The organism is Rhodanobacter sp. Root561, assembly GCF_001427365.1.
Classification (GTDB): domain Bacteria; phylum Pseudomonadota; class Gammaproteobacteria; order Xanthomonadales; family Rhodanobacteraceae; genus Rhodanobacter.
The window spans coordinates 613785-636400 of sequence record NZ_LMGH01000001.1 but is presented as its reverse complement, the minus strand read 5'-3'; the positions used below and the strand labels follow the sequence as shown (position 1 = coordinate 636400).

Sequence of the window (22616 nt, the reverse complement as noted above, 5' to 3'; positions counted from 1 at the left end):
CCTTCAACCACCCGGCGCCAGCAGCGCATCCAGGTCGCCCTCGTCGAAGCTGAGCTTCTGCCGGCTGCCGCCGCCTTCCAGCACGGCAGCGGCCAGTTCGGCCTTGCGTTCCTTCAGTTCCTCGATGCGCTCCTCCACCGTGCCCGAGGTGATCAGGCGGAACACGAACACCGGCTTGTCCTGGCCGATGCGGTGGGCGCGATCGGACGCCTGCGCTTCGGCGGCGGGGTTCCACCACGGGTCGTAGTGGATCACGGTGTCGGCGGCGGTGAGGTTCAGGCCCACGCCGCCGGCCTTCAGCGACAGCAGGAACAGGGGCACGTCGCCGTTCTGGAAACGCTGCACGGGCTCGGCGCGATCGCGGGTGTCGCCGGTGAGGGTGACGTAGCGGATGCGCCGGCGATCGAGCTCGGCGGCGATCAGCTTCAGCATGCCGGTGAACTGCGAGAACAGCAGCACCTTGCGGCCTTCGTCGAGCAGGGCCGGCAGCATGTCCATCAGCAGTTCGAACTTGGCCGATTCATGCACGCCGCGCGCCGCTTCCAGCTTCACCAGGCGCGGATCGCAACAGACCTGGCGCAGCTTCAGCAGGGCGTCCAGCACCACGATGCCCGAATGCGAAATGCCGCGCTCGGCGATCACCTCGCGCAGTTCCTCGGCCAGCGACAGGCGCAGGCCTTCGTACAGTTCGCGCTGGCGGCCTTCCAGCACCACGCGGCGGGTAATCTCGGTTTTCGGCGGCAGCTCCTTGGCCACCTGCGACTTGGTCCGGCGCAGGATGAATGGCGAGATGCGCAGGTTCAGCCGCTGCTGGCATTCCTCGTCGTGCTGCTTCTCGATCGGCACGCGGTAGAAACGCCGGAACGCACTCTCGTCGCCAAGCAGGCCGGGCACCGCCAGGTCGACCTGCGACCACAGCTCGCCCAGATGGTTTTCCAGCGGCGTGCCAGTGAGGCAGACATAACGCGGCGTGCGCAGGCTGAGCAAGGCGCGGCGCGCCTGGGTGCGCGGGTTCTTCACCTGCTGCGCTTCGTCCAGCACGATCAGCGCGAACGGTTGCTGGCGCAGCGCCACCACGTCGCGCGGCAACAGTGCATAGCTGGTCAGCACGATGTCCTGCGCGCCCAGCTGGTCGAACTCCTCGGCGCGCTGCGGGCCGTGCAGGGTCAGCACCTGCAGCATCGGCGCGAAGCGGGCGATTTCCGACTGCCAGTTCGGGATCAGGCTGGTCGGCACCACGATCAGCGCGGGCTGGCTCAGCGCACCGCCCTGTTTCAGCGACAGCAGATGGGTAATCAGCTGCAGCGTCTTGCCCAGACCCATGTCGTCGGCCAGCACGCCGCCGACGCCGGCCTCGGCCAGCGCATTCAGCCAGCGCAAGCCTTCGCGCTGGTACGGCCGCATCTCGACAGTGAGGCCTTCGGGCACCGCGTCGCTGGCGCGCTCGGCGGCATCGCGCAGGCGCGCGGCGAAGCCGAGCAACGGCTCGGCCGCTTCCAGCTGGCTGCCGCCGGGCATCGCCGCGGCCAGCTCTTCGAGCCGGCCGGCCTGCACCCGCGGCAGGTGGAGCTTCTTGCGCGGCTTCTCCAGGTATTCGGCCAGCGGCGCCAGCAGGCCGCGCAACTCCTTCAGGCGCACGGGCACGCGTCGGCGCGCATCGACCGGCGCGTACCACACCGCGTCTTCCGGTTCGTTCGGCGCCGGGCTCAGGTTCAGCTGATGCTCGGCCAGCGCCTGCGCCACGGCGGGCAGCAGGTTGTGCCGCTGGCCATCCAGCTCGATGCCGATTTCCAGGTCGAAGGCATGGTCGTCGGCATCTTCCACCGCGTGGCCATACCAGTGCACCGGGCCTTCCAGCACCTCGAACGGAAAACTGGGCGCGTACTCGACCTGGAAATTCTCGGTCTCCAGCTTGGGCCGCAGCGCCAGCCAGCGGGCGGGCGTGTTGACCTCCAGCGCGCCGGCGTAACCGGTGCCGGGGAACAGCCAGGCGTCGTCGGGCAAGGTCTCGGCCACGTCCCAGGGCAGGCCTTCGGTATCCACGCCGGGGGTGAGGCCGGCGCGTTCGAGTTGTTCCATCGCGGTCAGTTCTTCGGCGCGACGACGGTTGATCTCCACCAGTTGCCCGTTGCGCACCCGGCGCACCAGCGGTTCGCCGCCGCGACCAGGCAGGCGTTCGCCGGCGTAGTCGAAGGCCAGCCGGGCGTAGCCGAGCGGCGGCGTGCCGGCGGCCAGCCGCGCATGCCGGGTCAGCGCGTGCAGGATCAGGATGGGCTTGGGCGCGAGCTCTGAGCGGCGCACCTCGCCGAACACCTGGGGCAGCGGCACCCGCGTGGCCAGCCGGCTGCCGCTCAGGCGGTTGCGCAGGCGCCGGCCATGCTCATGCTTCAGTGGCGGCAGGTCGAGCCAGTGGGTTTCCTCGCCGGCGGCATCGAAGCGCCCCACGGTGGCGCGCTCCACATCGAGATACCACAGGCAGTCGATGCGCAGCAGGCGCTGGCTGTGCGGCAGCACCGGCAACAGGCGCTGGCTGCCGTCCGGCTCCATCTTCCAGTGCCAGTTGAGCTGGTGCGACTTGCCGCGCGACAGGCGCAGGCCGGCCAGCCCGCCAAGGAAGCAGGGCGCGGTGTCGAGGATCTCGGCCAGCAGGGTGTCGCCGACGTGGCCGCCCATGCGCGCATAGCTGCGTCCCTTGCGCACGCTCTGCGGCAGGCCGAGCATGGTCGCGGCCAGGCGCTGCTCGTGGGGCTGCAGCGGTGACTGCGCCAGGTGCCGACTGTCCAGCGGCACCGGCCGCGCGTAGCGGCCGTGCTCGGCCACGCCGAGCAGCACCGGTGCCACGTCCAGGCGCACGAAGGCGGCGTTTTCTTCGGGCATCACTTCCAGGAAGAAACCAAGCACGCCCTGCTCGTCCGTCGCGGTCGGCCGGGGCGCAGCCAGCAGCCGTCGCCATGCCTGCGGCAGGGCTTCGTCGTCGCCGGGTGCTGCGCTGGCGGCGTGCTGTTTCTCGTCCGGTTGCTGCATGCGCATGCGGTCCGTGGCGATGACCAAAACATTGAGCTTAGCAGCGCGCGGGCAGGATGCGACCGTTGCGATCGCATCCCCGGCCAATGCGGACCGGTGCGCGGGGGGAATCAGGCGTTGCCGAACAGCCCGTGCGGATATTCCGGCTTCTGCTCGCGCGCCATCAGCGCCTTGAGCCCTTCCACCGGAGTGACCTCGCCATGCAGCACGGCGCGCACGCCGGCACTGATCGGCAGGTCCAGGGCGTGCTTGTCGGCCAGTCGCGCCACCTCGTCGGCGGTGAGGATGCTCTCCACCACCTGGCCGATCCGGCGCACCGCTTCGTCGATCGCGATGCCCTGGCCCAGCGCCAAGCCCAGCCGGCGGTTGCGCGACAGGTCGCCGGTGCAGGTCAGCACCAGGTCGCCCAGGCCGGAAAGCCCGATCAGGGTTTCCGGCCGCGCGCCCAGCGCCACGCCCAGCCGCAGCATCTCGTTCATGCCGCGGGTGATCAGGCCGGCGCGGGCGTTGAGGCCCAGGTCCATGCCGTCGGCGATGCCGGTGGCCACCGCCAGCACGTTCTTCATCGCGCCGCCAAGCTCGGCGCCCAGCACGTCGCCGCCGGAATACGCGCGCAGGTTGGGCGCGTGCAGCAGGGTCGCCAGTTGCTGCGCGAACGCCGCATCGTCCGAGTGCACGGTAACGGCGCTGGGCAGGCCGGACGCCACTTCTTTCGCAAACGAGGGCCCGGTGACCACAGCGGCCGCGCGACCGGGCAGCTTCTCGGCCACCAGTTCGTGCAGGAAGCGGCCGGTGCCCGGCTCGAAGCCCTTGGTGGCCCAGGCGATCGCGGTATCCGCATCGAGCAGCGGTGCCAGTTCGTCCAGCATGCTGGCGAAGGCATGGCTGGGCACCACGATCAGCACGATGCCGGCGCCGCGCACCGCGCGGGCCAGGTCGCTTTCGTAGCCCAGCTGCTCAGGCAGCTCGATGTCCGGCAGGTAGCGCTGGTTGACGCGAGCGGCCGTCATCGCCGCCAGCGCCCCGGCGTCGCGCCCCCACAAGGTGGTCGGCACGCCGTTGCGTGCGATCAGGGCCGCCAGCGCAGTGCCCCAGGAGCCGGCGCCGAGAACGGTCAGCTTCGGGTGGTCAGGCATGGGCCGGACTCAGCTGTTCAGCGTGGCCGGGGCTTCGTCGCCGCCCATCGCGCGGCGCTGCTGTTCGGCGAACAGCGCATCGAAGTTGATCGGCTGCAGCAGGAACGGCGGGAAACCGCCTTCCAGCACCAGCGACGAAATCACCTGGCGGGCGTACGGGAACAGCAGGTTCGGGCAGTAGCTGCCGATGATGCCGGCCTGGTCGGCCTCGCTGAAGCCGGCGATGCCGAACACGCCGGCCTGCTCCACTTCCGCCAGATACGCGGTGCGCTGGCCGATGGTGCAGGTCAGGGTCAGGCTGAGCACCACTTCGTACATGTTGTTGCCCAGATCGGTGGCCTTCTGGCCCAGGTTCAGCTGCACCTGCGGCTGGTCCTTCTCGTCGATCTCCTGGAAGATCTGCGGCGCGTTCGGCGCCTCGAAGGACACGTCCTTCACGTAGATCTTCTGCATCACCAGCTGCGGCTGACTGGACTGGCCGTTGGCCTGGTCGTTGGTGATCTCTTGTGCCATCGGGCGTTCCTCGAGTCGGGTCGTTTGAATAAAAGAGGACGATTGTTCCATACATCCCCGCCGCGCGCACGCCGACGGGAACCGCCAAACGCGGCAAAGATTGCGCAGGGCGCTGTTTTTCTGCGAGAATACGCGGCTCGCCTCTGTCGACCCGGTGCTTCCGGGCGGTCCGCCACGCGGTACGGACCTCACGCTCACGCGACGCAAGACCTCCAGCATCGCGTGGCGCATGGCGCCGCTGGGCCGATCACACCCTGGCCAACGGGTGTCAAAAAAATTTACGGAGGTCGTCATGGCCCGTGTATGTCAAGTCACCGGTAAGGGTGTGATGAGCGGCAACAACGTCTCGCACGCCAACAACCGTACCCGTCGCCGCTGGTTGCCCAACCTGCATGAGCGTCGTTTCTGGGTGGCCAGCGAGAACCGCTGGATCAAGCTGCGCGTTTCCAACAACGCCCTGCGCACCATCGACAAGAATGGCATCGAGGCCGTGATTGCCGACATGCGCGCCCGCGGCGAAAAGGTCTGAGGATCAAACCATGGCTAACAAGACCCAAGACAAGATCCGCATGATCTCCACGGCCGGCACCGGTCACTTCTACACCACGCAGAAGAACAAGAAGAACACCCCGGAAAAGTTCGAGTTCAAGAAGTACGATCCGGTGGTTCGCAAGCACGTGATGTACAAGGAAGGCAAGATCAAGTAATTGATCGCCGCCCCGAAGAGAACCCGCCCCCGTGGCGGGTTTTCTTTTGCCTGCTTGCCGGGCCGGCGACTGCCACGCATCATCACCGGATGAGTCCCGCCCCATTGATCGCATTGTTTCCCGAGCTGCTCGGCGACGAGAGCTGGCGACAGTTGCCAGCGGCGGTGCAGGCCATGCACGGCTCGTCGCCACGGTTGCAGGCCAGCGGCCTGGCCGACATCACCGGCGACCGCCGCCTGCCCGCACGCTGGTTGCGCCGGCTGTTGGGCTTGCCGTCGCCAGGCCCGGCACAGGCACTGGCACTGACCATCGAACGCCGCGACGACCGCGAAATCTGGACGCGCCGTTTCGCCACTCGGCAGATGCGCTCCACGCTGGGCCGGTGCAACGGCTCGCCCCTGCTGTTCGAAACGCTGGGGCCGGCCCGGCTGGGTTTCGCCCTGCGCCAGGACGGCGACGCGATCGACTGGCAGCTGCGCAGCGTGCACTTCCTCGGCCTGCCCTGCCCGCGGGCGCTGCGCGGCCAGGTGCTTTCGCGCAGCGGCATCCGTGACGGTCGCTACCAGTTCAGCGTCGACGCGCGGCTGCCTTGGCTGGGCCAGCTGGTCGCCTATCACGGCTGGCTGGAACCTTCGCAAGCCGGGGCGGCTCCGGATGAAGGCTGAAACCGCCGCGCCGGTGATCGTGTTCGACGGCGTCTGCCTGCTGTGCAGTCGCTGGGTGCGCTTCCTGCTGAAGCACGATCGCGCATCGCGCTATCACTTCGCCGCGATGCAGTCGGAGCACGGCCGCGCCCTGCTGCTGGTGCACGGGCTGGACCCGGACTCGCCGCTGTCGTTCCTGCTGGTCGAAGACCATCGCGGCTACACCGACACCCGGGCGATCGTGCAGATCCTGCGCAGCCTGGGCCAGCGTCGCTGGCGCTGGCTGGGCCATGCGCTGCATCGGGTGCCGCGCTGGCTCGGCGACCCGGCCTACCGCTTCGTGGCCCGCCACCGCTACCGGATCTTCGGACAGAGCCGCAGCTGCTTCGTGCCCACGCCGGAGCAACGCGCGCGTTTCAGCCCGTAAGCGTTGCCAGCTGCGTTTCGATCGCGAAGCCATCGAGTGCTTCAAGCGCCTCGTCGAGCGTGAACAGGCCCATGCACGGCATCGCTCCGCGCGCCGACAGGCTGCCGTCGGCCAGCTTGCGCGCCAGCACCACCGCGGGTGTGGCGGGAATCTGCGGGCCATCGCCAGCAGCCGCGCGCAACGACCAGCGCAACTTCAGCGCCCGCCTTTGCGTGTCGCGCCCGCCCAGTTCCACCAGCATGCCGCCGACGTCGCTGCCCGCACCGAGGAACCACTCGCTGATCCGGCGCAGGCGCGTGGCGTGGCGGGCCAGGTCGCGCAGCAGTCCCAGCCGCACCAGCCACGCCGCGGCCAGCGTGCCGAAGTGCAGAAGCTTCAGCTCCAGCCCCGCCCGGAAGATCACCGTGCGCACGCCGGGATAGCGCAACGGGAACAGGGCCAGATCCGGCACATCGCACAAGCCGACCCAGCGCGGGCCGAACGAAAACCGCGGGCGCCGCGTCAGCATCCAGCCGTGGCCCCGCTGCCAGCGACCGTCGCGCCACAGTTCCACCGGGCGGCCGCAATAACCCAGGATCGCCGCCACCGTGGCGTCGCCACGGGGCGTGCGGTTGCCGGGGCTGATCGCGTGCTCGATCACGTCCAGCGTGGCGAAGCGCGGCAGCAGGCCATCCACCACCGCGCTGCTCAGCGCCGGCACCGTGGAGGCACCGCTGACCAGCAGGCGGCCGGCTTCCCGTGCACGGTCGTCCAGACGGCTCATGCCGCCGACGAAGTCGCGTCCGTCGGCAAGGTCGATGTAGTCGCTGGCGCAGGCCAAGCAGGCCTCGGCCACCCGATAGTCCTGTTGCTGGAACGGACCGGCCGCGTGGATCACCAGTTGCGGCCGCAACGCGGCCAGCGCATCGGCCAGACCCGGCGCGGCCACGTCGAGCGCAGCCACCTGCACCGAGGCATCGCCCAGTGCATCACGCAGCGCCGCCAGGCTCTGCGCCCGTCGGCCGGCGACGACCAGCTGAAAGCGCGGATCGCCCGCCAGCTGGCTGGCGATGCGCGAACCGAACACGCCGGTGGCGCCGATCAACACTACGCGCAAGGCCATCCGCTTCCCTCGTGCCGATCCCCGAAAAACAAAACCCGCCGGACGGCGGGTTCTGCTGAAACATGCTGGCTTCCGATCAGGCCGTGGCCACGCCGTAGCCCTTCAGCCGCTGGGCGAATTCCTGCAGTGCCCGGATGCCGCTTTCCTCGGCTTCGTGAATCCACTGCTGCAGGCCCTTCAGCGCCTGCTCGGCACCGCGCTGCTCCATCAGCGCCACCAGGCGGCTGCGGAACTCGACCACGGTGGCCAGCGTCGGACGCCTGGCCAGCACCGCCTGCATGCGGTCGCGGCCTTCGCTGTCCAGCCAGCGGCCACCGTCGGCCAGCGCGCGACGCAGGCGACGCGGGGTGGACTTCAGGCTTTCGCCGGCATGCTGCGCTTCTTCGGCGATGGTCGGCAGGATCACGCCGCGGTAGTAGTCGGTCATCGCCTGGAAGCGATGGGTCAGCACGGCCTTCAGCGTTTCGGCATCGGGCAGGCGCACGTTCGGGCGGATGTCGAGGGTGGGCGCCACGCGCAGCACCTTGGCCAGGCCCACCGCACGCAGGCCGCAGATCGCCGCCCAGCCGATGTCGAATTCCCACTTGCGCAGGGCGAACTTGGCCGAGCTGGGGAACGCGTGATGGTTGTTGTGCAGCTCTTCGCCGCCGATCCAGAACGCCCACGGGATCAGGTTGCGCGCGGTGTCCGCACTTTCGAAGTTGCGATAGCCGGCCCAGTGGCCGATGCCGTTGACGAAACCGGCGGCCCAGAACGGAATCCACACCATCTGCAGCGCCCACAGCGCCGCACCGATCACGCCGAACAGCGCCACGCTGATGAACAGCATCAGGGTCGGGCCCCAATACGGATGCGCGCCGTAGACGTGCTTCTCGACCCAGTCGTCGGGGGTGCCGCGGCCGTACTGCTCCATGTCCTGCTTGTTCTCGCAGGCGTCGCGGTACAGCGACACGCCATCCCAGAACACCTTCTTGATGCCGTAGATCATCGGGCTGTGCGGATCGTCCGCGGTCTCGACCTTGGCGTGGTGCTTGCGATGCACCGCCACCCACTCGCGGGTGACCATGCCGGTGGTGAGCCAGCCCCAGAAACGGAAGAAGTGCGCCAGCGCCGGGTGGAAATCCACGCCGCGATGGGTCTGGCTGCGATGCAGGTACAGGGTCACCGTGAAGATGGTGAGCTGGGTCATCACCAGCATGTACACGGCGATCTGGCCCCAGCTTGCGCCGGTCAGACCATCGTTGAGGAAATTGATTACCGCGTCGAGCATGGAAGGCACCGGATGAGGGACAAGTCAGTGTAAATCAGGGGCTTCCGTACCCACCAGCATGTTGCGAACCACGAATGATAGCAGTTGGTCAAGCCGTGGAAGCTAAGGCGGCGTTATTCACGCGCCTGTTGTTTCAGGATGGGGGCGCCATGACAATCAGGCAATGACCACCATCGTTCCGGCCTCACCCAAGACCGTGCTGCAACTGGATCGCCTCAGCCGCCGACGCGCCGGCCGCCAGGCCGTGCGCGAGCTCAGCCTGGCGCTGAGAAGCGGCGAGGTGATGGGCCTGCTGGGCGTCAACGGCGCCGGCAAGTCGACCACCTTGTCGATGATCGCCGGCGCGCTGCGTCCGGACAGCGGCGGCATCCAGCTGAACGGCGAGGATTTCCTCGAATATCCGGAACTCGCCCGCCACCAGATCGGCTGGCTGCCCGAGCGCGCGCCGGTGTGGGCCGAGCTCACGGTGGAAGAGCACCTGGACGCGCACGGACGCTTGCGCGGCATGAACGGCAGCGACCTGCGCGCGGCCCGCAACGCAATCATCGAGCGACTGGAACTGCAGCCACTGGCCCGGCGCCTGGCCGGCGTGCTGTCGCAAGGCCAGCGCCAGCGGCTGGGGCTGGCCTGCGCGCTGCTGCATCGCCCGGCCCTGCTGGTGCTGGACGAACCGGCCAACGCGCTCGATCCGGTGCAGGTCGCCGCCTTGCGCGCGCTGATCCGCGAGCAGGCCGCCGCCGGCACCGCGGTGATCCTGTCCACCCACCTGCTGGCCGAGGTGACCGCGGTGTGCGATCGCGTGGCGATCCTGCACGAGGGCACGCTGCGCCATGACGGCGCCGTGCTGGCCGACGACCACGCGGCACTGGAACAGACCTTCTTCGGGATTGCGATGAACGGCAGCGACAAGGCGCAGGCTGCATGACCCTGCTTGCGGTGGCACGACTGGAATGGCGCCGGTTGCTGGTGCGCCCGCTGGCCTGGGTGCTGGCGGCGTTGACGCTGGCCTGGCTGGCCTGGAACTTCACCCTGCTGCTGGGCATCTTCCTGGCCGGCCAGATCCAGCGCGCCGCCCAGCCTGACGGCCCCGGCTTCGTCGACCTGGTCGGCGTGCCGCTGCTGGGCCAGCTCGCCCAGCTGGCCTTCCTGGTGGTGCCGCTGCTGGGCATGTCGGTGATCGCCGGCGAGCGTCGCAACGGCACCTTGCCGCTGATGTTCGCCGCGGGCGTGCCCGCTTCGCGCATCGTGCTGGGCAAGTACCTGGCCCTGCTCGGCTGGCTGCTGTTGTGGCTGGCACTGACCCTGGCGATGCCGCTGGTGCTGGTGCACGCCACCCACTTCGACTGGGGCAAGCTGGCCGCCGCCAGCCTGGGCCTCGCCCTGATGCTGGCCACGCTGGCGGCGATCTCGGTGGCCTGCTCCAGCTTCGCCTCGCATCCGGCGATTGCGGCGGCTGCCGCCCTGGTCATCGCGCTGGCGCTGTGGAGCGTGAACCTGGGCGCGCAACTGGCCGGCATCAACGGCGGCGCGATCAACTGGCTGGCGATGAGCTCGCACCTGCAGCCGCTGCTGCGCGGACTGGTGTCCAGCGCCGACGTCGCGTGGTTCGTGTTGCTGGCCGCGCTGTCGCTGGCGCTGGCGACGCGCCGGCTCGCCGCCGACCGGGAGCGTGGCTGATGCGAAACCTGTTCAGACGTCTGGACGGCTGGCTGTTTGCCGCGCTGCTGGTGCTGGCCTTCGCCGCGCTGGGCTATCTCTCGGCCCGTTACGCGAAGCAGTCCGACTGGACCGCCAACGGCCGCACCAGCCTGTCGGCGGAAAGTCGCGCCGTGCTGGCGCAGCTGCAGGGCCCGGTGGAAATCGTCAGCTACGCGCGGCCGCAGGGCGACCTGCGCCAGACCGTGGCCGGCTTCCTGCAGCGCTACCAGGCGGTGAAGCCCGACCTCACGCTGCGCTTCGTCGACCCGCAACTGGACCCGGCGAAGATGCGCGAGCTGGGCATCACGGTCGACGGCGCGCTGATCCTGCACTACCAGGATCGCGAGCAACGCCTGGACGAGTTGTCCGAGCGCAGCCTCACCAATGCGCTGGAACGGTTGCTGCGCGGCCGCGACCGCATCGTGGCCTTCGTCACCGGCGACGGCGAGCGGCGTGCCGACGGCCAGGGCAATGGCGACCTGGGCACCTTCATCACCCAGCTGGAAAGCCGCGGCATGCGCGCGGTGCCGCTGAACTTCAGCCAGGTCGGCGCCGTGCCCGAGCACACCGACCTGGTGGTGCTGGCCAGTCCGGAAGTGGCGCTGCCGCCGGCGGCGGTGCAGGCGCTGGTCAACTACGTGGCCAACGGCGGCAACCTGCTGTGGCTGGCCGAACCGGCCAACGACGATCTCGGCCTCAGGCCGCTGGCCGCTGCGCTGGGCGTGCGCGTGCTGCCCGGCGTGCTGGTCGACGGTTCGGGCGCCGCGCTGGGCTTGCACGACCCGCGCCTGATCACCCTGGGCGACTACCCGGCGCAGGCGATCACCCGCGGCTTCAGCCTGACCACGCTGTTTCCGCAGACCTCCGCGCTGGCGCAGCTCGACCAGAGCGGCTGGGCGTTCGCGCCGTTCCTGCGTTCCAGCGCGCAAAGCTGGACCGAGTTCCAGCCGATCGACAACGCGAAGTCGTCCGACATCCGTTTCGATGCCGACGTGGGCGAGCTGAAAGGTCCGCTGGATTTCGGCTTCGCCCTGAGCCGGCTGTCGCCCAGCCCGGACAAGAGCGAGCAGCGCGCGGTGGTGATCGGCGACGGCGATTTCCTGTCCAACACCTACCTGGGCAATGGCGGCAATCGCGCGCTGGGCGAACGCGTGTTCGACTGGCTGCTCGGCGACGACAAGCTGGTCAACCTGCCCCCGCGGGGCGCGCCGGACCGGTTGCTGCAGATCTCGCAGGGCGAACTCAACACGCTGAGCTTCGGCTTCCTGATCGCGCTGCCGCTGCTGTTGCTGCTGATCGGCGGCGCCATCGTGTGGCGTCGGCGGCGGCGCTGAGCGATGAAGCGCGCGCAGCGTGGCAAGTTGTTCCTGGTGTTGGGCGTGCTGGTCCTGCTCGGCGTGGCCGGTTGGCAACTGCAGCGTGATGCCAGCCGGGAAACCGGCCCGCTGACCACGCTGGACCCGGCGACCATCACGCAGATCAGCCTCACCCTGCGGGGCGCCACCCCGCTGGATTACCGCAAGCACGACGACGGCCACTGGTGGCGCACCGACGGCACGCCCGGCCGCGTCGCCAACGACGACCGCCTCGACGATCTCGCCGGCATCGCCGCCGCCCATGTGCTGAGCTGGCGCCCGGCCAGCGATTTCGATCCGGCGAAGATCGGCCTGCAGCCGCCGCGTGCGGTGCTGGTGCTGGATGGCGAAAAGCTCGAGTTCGGTGAAAGCTCGGTCACCGGGCCGCAGCATTACGTGCGGGTGGGCGATCGCGTGGCGCTGGTGTCGTCGCGCTACATGCCGCGATCGCCGGCCATCGCCGTGACCGAGCTGCACTGAGAGGTTGTGAGCTTCAACCTCTCAGGCCGGCCACGGATGGCCGGGCGCGAATCAGTCATGTAAATGACTGATTCGTGTGAGCACGTCCGGGCGCGTACCGGACGTGCAATAGAGAAAAACCACAGGAAGTGGTTTTCTTCACAAACTCTGAGCGACCGGATCGAACGTGCCCGAACTGCCCGAAGTCGAAACCACCCGTCGCGGCATCGCACCGTACCTGATCGGCCGGCGCGTGACCGGGGTGACCCTGCGTCGCCCCGACCTGCGCTGGCCGATTCCGCCGGAGATCAGCTCCGTGCTGCCCGGCCAGCGCATCGACGCGGTGGAACGCCGGGCGAAATACCTGCTGCTGCACACCGAAGCCGGCAGCGCGCTGCTGCACCTGGGCATGACCGGCGTGCTGCGCGTGCTGCCACCGGACGCGCCCATCGGCAAGCACGATCACGTGGACATCGCGCTGGAACGCATGACGGCGCAGGCGCCGCGCATCCTGCGCTTCACCGACCCGCGCCGCTTCGGCTGCCTGCTGTGGCAGGCGCCCGGCGAGACCCACGAACTGCTGGCGAAGCTGGGGCCGGAACCGCTGACCGACGCCTTCGACGGCGACCTGATGTGGCACCTGTCGCGCGGACGCACGGCGGCGGTGAAACTGTTCCTGATGGACAACGCCGTCGTGGTGGGCGTGGGCAACATCTACGCCAGCGAGGCGCTGTTCTACGCCGGCATCGATCCTCGGCTCGCCGCGGGCAAGGTCTCACGGGCACGCTACGCACGACTGGCAGCCGAGGTGAAGCGCCTGCTGGCCTGGGCCATCGAGCGCGGTGGCACCACCTTGCGCGACTTCATCAGCCCCGACGGCGCACCCGGCTATTTCTTCCGCGAGCTGATGGTCTATGGCCGCGCCGGCGAACCCTGCCGGGTGTGCAACACGCCGATCCGCCAAGTCACCCTGGGCCAGCGCTCGACGTTCTGGTGTCCGCACTGCCAGCGCTGAAGCAGGCCGGTACCTGCCCGCTCATTGTTTCGTTCTAGAAACAGACTAACCACGAGCCGCCGGCTAGCCAGGCCGATTTCCGGGCCTAACATGTTCGCCATGGATCGCGAAATACAGCGATGAAGGCGACGAGGCGGAACTTTTCCCTAGTCACAAAGGACAACACGGCCATCCGGCACTGTTTCCGTAACAAGCCTTCTCCAATCCGCGATTCCCATGCATTGACCCCATTGCCCGAGGAATCCCCATGAACAGCACCCTGATCGAATCGCTCAAGCAGCGCCGCACCCAGTACGCGCTGGGCAAGAACGTGTCGCTGGACAAGGACGCGCTGACCCAGCGCATCAAGGAAGCCATCCGGCATACGCCGTCGTCGTTCAATTCGCAGAGTTCGCGCGCCGTGATCCTGTTCGGCGAGCAGAGCGAGAAGTTCTGGGCGCTGACCAAGGCCGAGCTGAGCAGGATCGTGCCGGCCGACGCCTTCGCCCCCACCGCCGCCAAGCTCGACAGCTTCGCCGCCGGCGTCGGCACGGTGCTGTTCTATGAGGACCAGTCGGTGGTGAAGGGTCTGCAGGAGCAGTTCGCCCTGTACGCGGACAACTTCCCGGTGTGGTCCGAACAGGCCGGCGGCATGGCCCAGTTCGCCGTGTGGCTGGCGCTGACCGAGGCCGGCGTGGGCGCCAGCCTGCAGCACTACAACCCGGTGGCGGACGAGGCGACCCGCCAGGAATGGAATGTGCCGGCGACCTGGAAACTGCGCGCGCAGATGCCGTTCGGTTCGCACGAAGGCGGCTTCGGCGAGAAGGCCTTCATGGACGACAGCCAGCGTTTCATCGTCAAGGGCTAAGCCGTCCTACTGACGCAAGAAGGGCGACACTTCGGTGTCGCCCTTTGTCGTTGCTGCCGTGGCGGCGCTTACTGCGGCCAGTGGAACGCGATGTGGGTGTTGTTGAAATCCGGATCGTCGAGGCTGCCGCCGGGTTGCGCGACCAGGCCTTCGGCCAGGCCGTCGACCTCCAGTTCCTGGCCGGCGGCGAAGTTCGCGCCCAGCGACAACAGTTCCACCAGTCGTTCGCACAGCACGCCGGCGCGATCGATGTCGCCCTCGGGCACGTTGTGCAGGCTGAGGTCCGGACGGCCGAACTTGCGCATGCCGCGGGTGTGTATCCACGACCGATCGGCCGCTTTCCCGCCGCTGCGCAGGATCAGCACGTGGTTGCGCGGCGGCGCGCCGTCCTTCACCAGGTAGTGGCGGCGCCAGTGGTCGGCGTCGAACAGGGTGAGGATCTGCGGATCGAGGATCGCCGTGCCGCCCACGTCGAGCATGCCGGCCAGCACGCCCAGCGTGTCGCGCAGGTAGTCCAGGGAGTCCGCGTCCTTGAGCACGCCACGCACCACCAGCACCTCGGGCGCGATGCGCGCGTTCTCGTACGCCGCCGGCGTGTCTTCCCTGATCAGCTGGCCCAAGGCGCCATTCAGCGGATAGCCTTCCCACTGCCGCAGCACCGCGTTCTGGAAACGCTGGATCTCTACACCGGCGGGCAGGCCCGGGCTGCCATAGCGGGGCGACGGGATCAGCAACTCGGGCTCGAACTTGCCGAACACATAGAACTGCAGCACGGCCTCTTCTTCGCCAGGCTGCCAGTACGGCCGCGGCCAGCTGACGGCGGGGGTGACTTCGCTCATGCAGATTCCTTGATGGTCCGTTTCATTCGCGCTCGCCCAGCGGCAGCACGGTCTGCTGCAACTCGATGCGGCCGTCGCCCGCGCTGATCTTCTTGAACTCGGCGCGGCTCACCGAGACATAGCGGTCGTTGCCGCCGATCTCAACCTGCGGGCCGTCGGTGACGGCACGGCCGTGCTCATCCACGCGCACCACCATGGTCGCCTTGCGGCCGGTGTGGCAGATCGTCTTGATCTCTTCCAGGTTGTCGGCCCAGGCCAGCAGGTGGCGGCTGCCCTCGAACAGCTCGCCGCGAAAGTCGGTGCGCAGGCCGTAGGCCAGCACCGGGATGTTCAGCCGGTCGACCACGTCGCTGATCTGCCACACCTGCGCCTTGCTGAGGAACTGCGCCTCGTCGACGAACACGCAGTTCAGCGCACCGCGCGCCGCGATATCCTGCTCGACCAGCGCAAACAGGTCCTCGTCATTGCTGAAACGGCGCGCATTCGCCTTCAGGCCGATCCGCGAAGCCACCACGCCCTCGCCGAAACGGTTGTCCAGCGCCGGCGTGAGGATCAGCGTGCGCATGCCGCGCTCGTGATAGTTGTATGCGCTCTGCAGCAGCGTGGTGGTCTTGCCGGCGTTCATCGCCGAGTAATAGAAATAGAGCTTGGCCATGGGTGCCGGGATTGGAGAATGGGAACGGGGAACAGGGAACGGCAGGAGCAGCGCCGAGGCCAGACCACGCCGCCCAGTTTCTCACAGACACCGGACTGCCAGAGCCGCCGCCCGACCGTTCCCCGTTCCTAATCCCGGTCCAAAGGCGTATTGCCGCCGGTGAACCGCAAGCGCGCCTGCGCCAGCCGATACCTGTGCTCGTCACGCCAGCGGCGCCAGTCGCGCAGGCCGCAGATCGCGTAGACCAGCTTGAACAGCTGCAGGCGCCACAGCACCTTCGGCGTGTCGAACAGGTCGCCGGCCAGCATCGAGATCACGCCCTGCTCCAGCTGCCAGGTGTTGCGGGGCTGGCGGAACATCTGCTGCATCACCGGGCCGTTGAAGCGATAGATGAAGAACGAGAAGCGGGCCATGCCGGCGCGCTGGCGCTTTTCCAGCTTGCGCAGCAGCGACAGCTCGCGCGACGGCTCGCGCAACGCCTGGTCAACCACCTCCGCCGCCTGCTCGGCGCCGCTCATCGCCAGGTACACGCCGGAGGAAAACACCGGGTCGAGGAAGGCGAACGCGTCGCCGACCAGGATCCAGCCCGGCCCGCCCATGCAGGTGGAGTCGTAGGAGTAGTTGCCGGTGACGCGCACCTCGTTGTCGACCAGCTCGGCATGCTGCAGGCGCGCCCACAGCGCCGGGCTGAGCTTCAAGGTATCGAGCAGGAAGTCGACGCTGCGGCCCTTGCGCTGCTTCAGATACTCAGGCCGGCACACCGCGCCCGCGCTCATCACGCCATCGGGCAGCGGGATCATCCACATCCAGCCGTAGCCGAAGCTGTAGATGCTGATGTTGCCCGCGTCTTCGCCGGCGCGCGTTTCGGCGCCGCGGAAGTGGCCGAAGATCGCCGCGCTCTGGTGCTGGTCGTTCTTGCGGCGCAGCTTCTTCTTCGAAGACAGCAAGGCATCGCGGCCGCTGGCGTCGACCACGTAGCGGGCCTGGATCGCGTAGCTGCCGCCCTGGTCGGTCTTCACGTCCAGCCAGCTCTCGCGGGCGCCGCGCTGCTCGACCTGCACCACCTCGTGGCCCTCGCGCGCATCGGCGCCGGATTCGCGGGCGTGGTCGTAGAGCATCTTGTCGAAATCCTGCCGCCACACCTGGTACGCATGTGGCGGGCTCTGCCCGATCGCGCGGGCGAACGCGTAGGTGTTGTAGCCGCGTTCGTTGTCCGCCTCGAAATCGGCGCCGGGCTTGAACACGCCCATCGCGCGCACCTTGTCCAGCACGCCGAGGCGCTCGAACACCGGCAGGTTCATCGGCAGCAGCGACTCGCCGATATGGAAACGCGGGTGATGCGCCTTCTCCAGCGCGATCACCTTGTAGCCCTTGCGCGCCAGCAGCGTCGCCGCGGTGCTGCCGCCCGGGCCGCCACCGATCACCACCACGTCGCACTGTTCCACCTGCTGCTCTGCCTGCTGCTCTGCCTGCTGTTCTGCCTGCTGCTCCGCCATGCCTCTCCCCAGCGACTGTCGTGGGCGGATTATGGCCGATGCGCGGCGGCGCGCCAGCGAGGCTCTGCTAACATCGGCCTCCGCATCACGCACTGTTCCGATCCATGCTCAACCCCCAACAACAGGCCGCCGTCGAACACTGCGAGGGGCCGCTGCTCGTGCTGGCCGGCGCCGGTTCCGGCAAGACCAGCGTGATCACCCAGAAGATCGCGTACCTGATCCAGCGCCGCAAGCTCAGTGCGCACAAGATCGCCGCCATCACCTTCACCAACAAGGCCGCGAAGGAGATGCGCGAGCGCGTGGCGAAGCTGGTCAGCAGCGAGGACGCCGCCGCGCTCACCGTGAGCACCTTCCACGCGCTGGGCCTGAAGTTCCTGCAGATCGAGCACGCGCGCGCCGGCCTGCGCCGCGGCTTTTCGGTGCTGGACGCGGACGACAGCGGCGGCATCGTCAAGGAGCTGGCGCCCAAGGGCGTGAAGAACGACGTGCTGTTCGGCATCCGCAACCTGCTCAGCCGCGCCAAGAATGGCGGCCTGTCGCCGGAGGAGGCGCTGGCCGCCGCGCGCAGCCCGCGCGAGATCGAGGCCGCCACCATCTACGACCTGTACCAGCAGCGCCTGAGCGCGTTCAACGCCGTGGATTTCGACGACCTGATCCGGCTGCCGCTGCGCATCCTGGAGTCCGACGCCGAATGCCGCGAGGCGTGGCGCGAACGTTTCCGCTACCTGCTGGTGGACGAATACCAGGACACCAATGACGCACAGTACCGCCTGCTGAAGGCGCTGACCGGCGAGCGCGGCGGCATCACCTGCGTGGGCGACGACGACCAGTCGATCTACGCCTGGCGCGGCGCCAACCCGGAGAACATCGACCAGCTCGGCCGCGACTGGCCCAACCTGCGCGTGATCAAGCTGGAGCAGAACTACCGCTGCGGCAAGCGCATCCTGCGCACGGCCAACAAGCTGATCGCCAACAACCCGCACCTGCACGAAAAGAAGCTGTGGAGCGAGCACCCCGAAGGCGCGCCGATTCGCGTGCTGGAATGCAAGGAAGCCGAACACGAGGCCGAGCGCGTGGCCGCGATCGCCACCACCCTGGCCGAGAAACACAAGGCGCGCTGGGACGACATGGCGATCCTGTACCGGGGCAACTTCCAGGCGCGGCCGCTGGAAAAGGCACTGCGCCTGGCGCGGATTCCCTACCACCTCACCGGCGCGCTGAGTTTCCTCGACCGCGCCGAGGTGAAGGACATCCTGTGCTACCTGCGCCTGCTGACCAATCCCAGCGACGACGCCGCCTTCCTGCGCGTGGTGAACGTGCCCAAACGCGAGATCGGCGCGACCACGCTGGAGAAGCTGGGCCAGCTTGCGCAGTCGCGCCACTCGTCCTTGCTCGACGCCACCCGCAGCGACGGCGTGCTGCGCCAGCTCACCCCGCGCCCGGCCGCGGCGCTGGCCTCGTTCGCGAATCTGCTGGACGAACTGCGCAGCGCCTCGCTGCACGAGAATGCCGCCGACCTGGTCGAGCTGATCCTGAAACGCACCGGCTACGCCGCGCAGATCATCGCCAGCACGCCCGACGCCAGCGCGCGCGATCGCAAGCTGGGCAACCTGCAGGAACTGGCCGGCTGGTTCCGCGCGATGCAGAAAGGTGGCAACACGGCGGGCGACCTCGCCTCGCAACTGGCCCTGCTCAGCCACGCCGATCGCGACGAGCCGGACAACGCGGTGCGCATGATGACGATGCACGCGGCCAAAGGCCTGGAGTTCCGCTTCGTCTTCATCGTCGGCTGCGAGGACGGCACCCTGCCGCACGAAGGCGCGATCGACGAAGGCCGCGTCGAGGAAGAACGCCGGCTGATGTACGTGGGCATCACCCGTGCCAAGGAGCTGCTGACGCTGTCGTGGTGCGCGCAGACCAAACGCTACGGCGAGGTCCACCGCAACCAGCCCAGCCGCTTCCTGCACGAGCTGCCGCAGGAGGACCTGCACTGGCAGGGCAAGGACCCCGAAGCGGACAAGGAAGTGACCCGCGAAACCGCCGAATCGCACATGGCGCGGATCAAGGCGATGCTGGCCGGCGGGTGAGTCGGGACCCGGGATTCACCCGCTCGCGGTTACAGCAGGTTCTCCGCTTCCAGCTCGCTCTTCAGGTAGGCGTAGTAGATCGGCGCGGCGATCACCCCGGGCAGGCCGAACGCGGCTTCCATCAGCAGCATGGCCACCAGCAGCTCCCAGGCGCGGGCGCGGATCTGCGTGCCCACGATGCGCGCGTTGAGGAAGTATTCCAGCTTGTGGATCAGGATCAGGAACACCAGCGCGGCGATGCCCACACCCAGCGACACGGACAGTCCCGCCACCGCGATCGCGGTGTTGGAGATCAGGTTGCCCAGCACCGGCAGCAGGCCGACCACGAAGGTCACCACCACCAGGGTCTTGGCCAGCGGCACGTGGATGCCCATCAACGGCAGCACGCCGAGCAGGAAGATCGCGGTGAACACGGTGTTGATCAGCGAGATCTTGATCTGGGCGAACACGATGTTGTGGAAGGCCTCGGCCAGGCGCTGGCAACGCTGGCTCAGCGCGGCTGACAACGGCCCCATCTGGTGCGCGGGACGGGTGCGGCTGAGCGCCACGATCGCGCCCAGCACCAGGCCGATGATGATGTGCACGAACACCCGCACCGCGCCCTTGCCGGCCAGTTGCAGGGTCGCCGCATGCTTGCGCGCCAGTTCGATCGCGCCCACGCGCAGGTCGTCCACGCTGTCGGGCAGGTTGTTCACCAGCAGCGGCGGCAGCTGCGCGCGGGCCTTTTCCACCAGCGGCATCAGCTGCTGCTGCCACAACAGCTGCGGGTTGCCGATCTCGTTGTGGAACAGGCTGATCGCACCCAGGATCAGCAGGATCAGCAGGCCCACCACCACGGCGCCCAGCACCGCCACCACCACCACGCGGGCGCGATCGCCGGAAATGCGCCGGCCCAGCAGCGGCACCATCGCCTGGACCAGTTCGAACACCAGCAGGCCGGCCAGCAGTGCCGGCAGCAAGTGGATTTCGATGACCAGCAGCAGGGCCGCCGCGGTCAGCAGGTAGCTCGCGTAACGGATGGCCGGCGAAGGCGCGCGCGAGGCGGGCAGGGAAGAATCCATGCGGGGTGAAGTCGTGGCGGCGGGGACGCCAGTCTGTCAGCAGGCCGCCGCCGCGGCCAGCCCCGCCATGCGACTGTCGTAGACTCCGTTCATGCTGTCCTACCGCACCAGCTCCAGTCCGTCTTGCCAAGGATTCCCGATGTCACTGCGTCTTCCCTCGACCCTGCTCGCGTTCGCCCTGCTGGCCGGTTGCGCCGCCACGCCCACGCAGCACGCGGCCGTCACGCCGCCTGCTGCGCCGGTGCCTGTCGCCACGGCTACGGTCGCCGCCAACGACAACCTCAATGCGGTGGCGTGGAGCCAGCACGCGATCGAACATGACCTGATCTACCTGCAGACTTACCGCGACGCACAGTCGCGCCTGCTGGCCGCGCTGCGTGACCGCCACTGGGATGCGCTGGGCCGCAACGATCGCACCACGCCGCTGAAGGGCCTCAAGCCCGCCGTGATCCTGGACATCGACGAAACCGTGCTGGACAACTCGCCGTCCGCCGCCCGCATGATCCAGGGCAACCGCGAATACAACGAGGCCGAATGGGCCGCCTGGTGCCGCGAGGCCATTGCCCGCGCCCTGCCCGGCGCCGTCGAGTTCACCCAGTTTGCGGCGAAGCACGGGATCGCGGTGATCTACATCTCCAACCGCGCGAAGGATCTGGACCAGGTCACCCTGGCCAACCTGCGCAAGGCCGGCCTGCCGGTCGCCGGTCCGGAATCGTTCCTGGGCCTGGGCACCGTGGTCGAGGGCTGCGAACAGGCCGGCTCGGAGAAGGGTTGCCGCCGCCAGCTGGTGGCCCGGCACTATCGCGTGCTGATGCAGTTCGGCGACCAGATCGGCGACTTCGTCGACGTGCCGCTGAACACGCTCGACGGCCGGCGCAAGGCGGTGGCCGACTACCTGCCGTGGATCGGCACGCGCTGGTTCGTGCTGCCCAACCCCACCTACGGCTCGTGGGAACCGGCGCTGTTCGACAACGACTGGTCCGCTTCGCCCGAACAGCGTCGCCAGAAGAAGATCGAGGCCTTGCGCACGCACTGAATTTCATTTTTAAATCATTAAGTTACAACACAAAAGAAAAGTGTTGCCTCAGCTTTGACGAATCGTTAATATCTCGCTGCCAACACCTGCTGACCGAAGTGCTTTGCAGGCAAGGCCATTTCCCTTCCGGCTCTGCCGGATTTCCCCGCGAGGCCAGCGCCCGCGGGGTTTTCTTTTGGCGGCTTCGCAAAAACCTGCAGCCGCGCTTGTCTCGACCTCGTCACGGCCCTTACCCTGCGCGCCTACCCCGCCAGGCGGCGCATCCGCGCCCGCTCCCCACGCGAGAACCGATTCGATGCGCCTGCCCGTCCTGCGTCACGCCCTGCTGCCCCTCGTCGCCACCCTGCTGCTGGCCAGCTGCCACGGCAAGGACGAGCCGGAACAGGCCGGCGGCAGCACGCCGGAAGCGGCGCTGCAGTCGTCGGTGGACCTGCTCCGCAGCGGTGACATCAACAGGCTGTGGAAGCACCTGCTGCCGCCGGCCGACTACGCCAACATGCGCGCGGACTGGACCCTGCAACAGCGCCACGCCCAGCCGGACAGCGCCGCGCAGCGCGCCCGCTTCAGCGAAACCCTGCGCAAGCTGACGGCCCCGGACGCGGAGAACACGCTGTATGCGGAGCTGCAGCCGAAACTTACGCAGATGCAACAGCAATATCAGGACCAGCTGCCGGTGCTGATCAGCGTGGGCGAGGCGCTCCTGAAGCGCTCCATCGCGCGGAGCCCGAGCCTGGGCGAGACGCAGAAAGCCCAGCTCGGCAGCGTGCTGGACACCTTGCTGCCGTGGGCGCAGCAGGCCCCGTGGTTCGACGCGGCCCATGCGAAGCAGGCGATCGGCGTGGCCGTGGCCACCGCGCGCAAGCTGGACATCAAGGATGCCGACCAGCTGCGCGGCCTGGATTTCGACGCCACCATGACCAGGTACGCGACCGGCTACGCGGGCGCCAAGCAGCTGCTGGCGATCTACGGCCTGTCGATCGATCAGACGCTGGACTCGGTCCGCTTCACCCCGGTGACGAACAGCAACGGCCACGCCGTGGTGAAGCTCGACTACACCCTGCTCGGCAAGCCACTGTCCGCCGAAGCGAAAATGGTCGAGGAAAACGGTCGCTGGTACAACGAGGAACTGCTCGAGAATGCCCGCCGCTCGCACGCCCGGCTGCAGCAGCAGGCGGCCCTGGCCGGCACGGTCGCCGCCGCGGCCAGCCCCGTAACGAAAGACTGATCCGCCCAACCGTTAGAATA

Annotated in this window: 22 protein-coding genes; 13 read left to right on the top strand and 9 right to left on the bottom strand. The window is 68.3% G+C overall.

Annotated features, from left to right (window positions below; all coding sequences use genetic code 11):
- Positions 1-3 precede the first annotated feature (3 nt).
- From ASD55_RS02625 to secB, 3 genes are all read right to left on the bottom strand, one after another.
- Positions 4-3024, bottom strand: a complete 3021-nt coding sequence (locus tag ASD55_RS02625) for a DEAD/DEAH box helicase (protein WP_056764441.1) — start codon at positions 3022-3024, stop codon at positions 4-6.
- A gap of 110 nt (positions 3025-3134) precedes the next feature.
- Positions 3135-4160: an NAD(P)H-dependent glycerol-3-phosphate dehydrogenase gene (locus ASD55_RS02620; protein WP_056763518.1), complete on the bottom strand. Its 1026-nt coding sequence runs from the start codon at positions 4158-4160 to the stop codon at positions 3135-3137.
- Between the two features lie 9 nt (positions 4161-4169).
- Entirely contained in the window at positions 4170-4673 is a 504-nt protein-coding gene (gene secB / locus ASD55_RS02615; RefSeq protein WP_007810352.1) for a protein-export chaperone SecB, read from the bottom strand.
- A gap of 292 nt (positions 4674-4965) precedes the next feature.
- Between secB and rpmB the strand changes: the two genes are divergently transcribed.
- The 4 genes from rpmB (at position 4966) to ASD55_RS02595 (ending at position 6451) form a co-directional block, all read left to right on the top strand.
- Positions 4966-5202, top strand: a complete 237-nt coding sequence (gene rpmB, locus ASD55_RS02610; protein WP_007810354.1) for a 50S ribosomal protein L28 — start codon at positions 4966-4968, stop codon at positions 5200-5202.
- 10 nt (positions 5203-5212) lie between these two features.
- Positions 5213-5380 carry a 50S ribosomal protein L33 gene (gene rpmG, locus ASD55_RS02605; RefSeq protein WP_007810357.1) on the top strand — a complete coding sequence of 56 codons (168 nt, stop codon included), beginning with the start codon at positions 5213-5215 and terminating at the stop codon, positions 5378-5380.
- Between the two features lie 89 nt (positions 5381-5469).
- On the top strand, positions 5470-6045 hold the full coding sequence (locus ASD55_RS02600; RefSeq protein ID WP_056763516.1) for a DUF4166 domain-containing protein: 576 nt from the start codon (positions 5470-5472) through the stop codon (positions 6043-6045).
- A complete protein-coding gene (locus tag ASD55_RS02595) occupies positions 6035-6451 on the top strand; it encodes a thiol-disulfide oxidoreductase DCC family protein (RefSeq protein WP_056763514.1) in 417 nt (138 codons plus the stop codon). Before ASD55_RS02600 ends, ASD55_RS02595 begins: the two co-directional genes overlap by 11 nt.
- Here ASD55_RS02595 and ASD55_RS02590 read toward each other — a convergent pair.
- Both ASD55_RS02590 and ASD55_RS02585 read right to left on the bottom strand, forming a co-directional pair.
- Positions 6441-7553, bottom strand: a complete 1113-nt coding sequence (locus ASD55_RS02590; RefSeq protein WP_056763512.1) for a saccharopine dehydrogenase NADP-binding domain-containing protein — start codon at positions 7551-7553, stop codon at positions 6441-6443. The two genes, ASD55_RS02595 and ASD55_RS02590, sit on opposite strands and share 11 nt — an antisense overlap.
- Before the next feature lie 76 nt (positions 7554-7629).
- The gene (locus tag ASD55_RS02585) at positions 7630-8823 is read right to left on the bottom strand and encodes a fatty acid desaturase (RefSeq protein WP_056716003.1); all 1194 of its coding nucleotides are present in this window, start codon (positions 8821-8823) and stop codon (positions 7630-7632) included.
- Between the two features lie 163 nt (positions 8824-8986).
- Between ASD55_RS02585 and ASD55_RS02580 the strand changes: the two genes are divergently transcribed.
- From ASD55_RS02580 to ASD55_RS02555, 6 genes are all read left to right on the top strand, one after another.
- Entirely contained in the window at positions 8987-9748 is a 762-nt protein-coding gene (locus ASD55_RS02580; protein ID WP_056716005.1) for an ABC transporter ATP-binding protein, read from the top strand.
- Positions 9745-10500 carry an ABC transporter permease gene (locus tag ASD55_RS02575; RefSeq protein WP_056763509.1) on the top strand — a complete coding sequence of 252 codons (756 nt, stop codon included), beginning with the start codon at positions 9745-9747 and terminating at the stop codon, positions 10498-10500. The genes ASD55_RS02580 and ASD55_RS02575 overlap by 4 nt, the downstream gene beginning before the upstream one ends.
- Entirely contained in the window at positions 10500-11855 is a 1356-nt protein-coding gene (locus ASD55_RS02570) for a GldG family protein (RefSeq protein ID WP_056763506.1), read from the top strand. The genes ASD55_RS02575 and ASD55_RS02570 overlap by 1 nt, the downstream gene beginning before the upstream one ends.
- Positions 11856-11858: 3 nt before the next feature.
- A complete protein-coding gene (locus ASD55_RS02565; protein ID WP_056763502.1) occupies positions 11859-12356 on the top strand; it encodes a hypothetical protein in 498 nt (165 codons plus the stop codon).
- Between the two features lie 166 nt (positions 12357-12522).
- Positions 12523-13350: a bifunctional DNA-formamidopyrimidine glycosylase/DNA-(apurinic or apyrimidinic site) lyase gene (gene mutM, locus ASD55_RS02560; RefSeq protein WP_056763500.1), complete on the top strand. Its 828-nt coding sequence runs from the start codon at positions 12523-12525 to the stop codon at positions 13348-13350.
- A 247-nt stretch (positions 13351-13597) separates the two neighbouring features.
- A complete protein-coding gene (locus ASD55_RS02555) occupies positions 13598-14197 on the top strand; it encodes a nitroreductase family protein (protein ID WP_056716030.1) in 600 nt (199 codons plus the stop codon).
- Between the two features lie 68 nt (positions 14198-14265).
- Here the strand turns inward: ASD55_RS02555 and ASD55_RS02550 are convergent, their stop codons facing one another.
- The 3 genes from ASD55_RS02550 to ASD55_RS02540 form a co-directional block, all read right to left on the bottom strand.
- A complete protein-coding gene (locus tag ASD55_RS02550) occupies positions 14266-15036 on the bottom strand; it encodes a hypothetical protein (RefSeq protein ID WP_056763498.1) in 771 nt (256 codons plus the stop codon).
- A 22-nt stretch (positions 15037-15058) separates the two neighbouring features.
- Positions 15059-15691: a thymidine kinase gene (locus ASD55_RS02545; RefSeq protein WP_056716036.1), complete on the bottom strand. Its 633-nt coding sequence runs from the start codon at positions 15689-15691 to the stop codon at positions 15059-15061.
- 128 nt (positions 15692-15819) lie between these two features.
- Positions 15820-17187 carry an NAD(P)/FAD-dependent oxidoreductase gene (locus ASD55_RS02540; RefSeq protein WP_082542627.1) on the bottom strand — a complete coding sequence of 456 codons (1368 nt, stop codon included), beginning with the start codon at positions 17185-17187 and terminating at the stop codon, positions 15820-15822.
- Between the two features lie 104 nt (positions 17188-17291).
- Between ASD55_RS02540 and ASD55_RS02535 the strand changes: the two genes are divergently transcribed.
- Positions 17292-19274, top strand: a complete 1983-nt coding sequence (locus ASD55_RS02535) for a UvrD-helicase domain-containing protein (RefSeq protein ID WP_056763497.1) — start codon at positions 17292-17294, stop codon at positions 19272-19274.
- A gap of 29 nt (positions 19275-19303) precedes the next feature.
- Here the strand turns inward: ASD55_RS02535 and ASD55_RS02530 are convergent, their stop codons facing one another.
- The gene (locus ASD55_RS02530) at positions 19304-20335 is read right to left on the bottom strand and encodes an AI-2E family transporter (RefSeq protein WP_056716042.1); all 1032 of its coding nucleotides are present in this window, start codon (positions 20333-20335) and stop codon (positions 19304-19306) included.
- Positions 20336-20474: 139 nt separating this feature from the next.
- Between ASD55_RS02530 and ASD55_RS02525 the strand changes: the two genes are divergently transcribed.
- On the top strand, positions 20475-21371 hold the full coding sequence (locus ASD55_RS02525; protein WP_056763495.1) for an HAD family acid phosphatase: 897 nt from the start codon (positions 20475-20477) through the stop codon (positions 21369-21371).
- A gap of 295 nt (positions 21372-21666) precedes the next feature.
- Positions 21667-22596 carry a hypothetical protein gene (locus ASD55_RS02520; protein WP_056763493.1) on the top strand — a complete coding sequence of 310 codons (930 nt, stop codon included), beginning with the start codon at positions 21667-21669 and terminating at the stop codon, positions 22594-22596.
- Positions 22597-22616: the final 20 nt, after the last annotated feature.

Coding starts and splice junctions, on each gene's coding strand:
- rpmG (WP_007810357.1), top strand. CDS start 5,213: ATGGCTAACAAGACCCAAGACAAGATCCGCATGATCTCCACGGCCGGC.
- ASD55_RS02550 (WP_056763498.1), bottom strand. CDS start 15,036: ATGAGCGAAGTCACCCCCGCCGTCAGCTGGCCGCGGCCGTACTGGCAG.
- ASD55_RS02600 (WP_056763516.1), top strand. CDS start 5,470: ATGAGTCCCGCCCCATTGATCGCATTGTTTCCCGAGCTGCTCGGCGAC.
- ASD55_RS02555 (WP_056716030.1), top strand. CDS start 13,598: ATGAACAGCACCCTGATCGAATCGCTCAAGCAGCGCCGCACCCAGTAC.
- ASD55_RS02625 (WP_056764441.1), bottom strand. CDS start 3,024: ATGCAGCAACCGGACGAGAAACAGCACGCCGCCAGCGCAGCACCCGGC.
- ASD55_RS02585 (WP_056716003.1), bottom strand. CDS start 8,823: ATGCTCGACGCGGTAATCAATTTCCTCAACGATGGTCTGACCGGCGCA.
- ASD55_RS02575 (WP_056763509.1), top strand. CDS start 9,745: ATGACCCTGCTTGCGGTGGCACGACTGGAATGGCGCCGGTTGCTGGTG.
- rpmB (WP_007810354.1), top strand. CDS start 4,966: ATGGCCCGTGTATGTCAAGTCACCGGTAAGGGTGTGATGAGCGGCAAC.
- ASD55_RS02580 (WP_056716005.1), top strand. CDS start 8,987: ATGACCACCATCGTTCCGGCCTCACCCAAGACCGTGCTGCAACTGGAT.
- secB (WP_007810352.1), bottom strand. CDS start 4,673: ATGGCACAAGAGATCACCAACGACCAGGCCAACGGCCAGTCCAGTCAG.
- ASD55_RS02570 (WP_056763506.1), top strand. CDS start 10,500: ATGCGAAACCTGTTCAGACGTCTGGACGGCTGGCTGTTTGCCGCGCTG.
- ASD55_RS02620 (WP_056763518.1), bottom strand. CDS start 4,160: ATGCCTGACCACCCGAAGCTGACCGTTCTCGGCGCCGGCTCCTGGGGC.
- ASD55_RS02595 (WP_056763514.1), top strand. CDS start 6,035: ATGAAGGCTGAAACCGCCGCGCCGGTGATCGTGTTCGACGGCGTCTGC.
- ASD55_RS02525 (WP_056763495.1), top strand. CDS start 20,475: ATGTCACTGCGTCTTCCCTCGACCCTGCTCGCGTTCGCCCTGCTGGCC.
- ASD55_RS02590 (WP_056763512.1), bottom strand. CDS start 7,553: ATGGCCTTGCGCGTAGTGTTGATCGGCGCCACCGGCGTGTTCGGTTCG.
- ASD55_RS02540 (WP_082542627.1), bottom strand. CDS start 17,187: ATGGCGGAGCAGCAGGCAGAACAGCAGGCAGAGCAGCAGGCAGAGCAG.
- ASD55_RS02520 (WP_056763493.1), top strand. CDS start 21,667: ATGCGCCTGCCCGTCCTGCGTCACGCCCTGCTGCCCCTCGTCGCCACC.
- ASD55_RS02565 (WP_056763502.1), top strand. CDS start 11,859: ATGAAGCGCGCGCAGCGTGGCAAGTTGTTCCTGGTGTTGGGCGTGCTG.
- ASD55_RS02545 (WP_056716036.1), bottom strand. CDS start 15,691: ATGGCCAAGCTCTATTTCTATTACTCGGCGATGAACGCCGGCAAGACC.
- ASD55_RS02535 (WP_056763497.1), top strand. CDS start 17,292: ATGCTCAACCCCCAACAACAGGCCGCCGTCGAACACTGCGAGGGGCCG.
- ASD55_RS02530 (WP_056716042.1), bottom strand. CDS start 20,335: ATGGATTCTTCCCTGCCCGCCTCGCGCGCGCCTTCGCCGGCCATCCGT.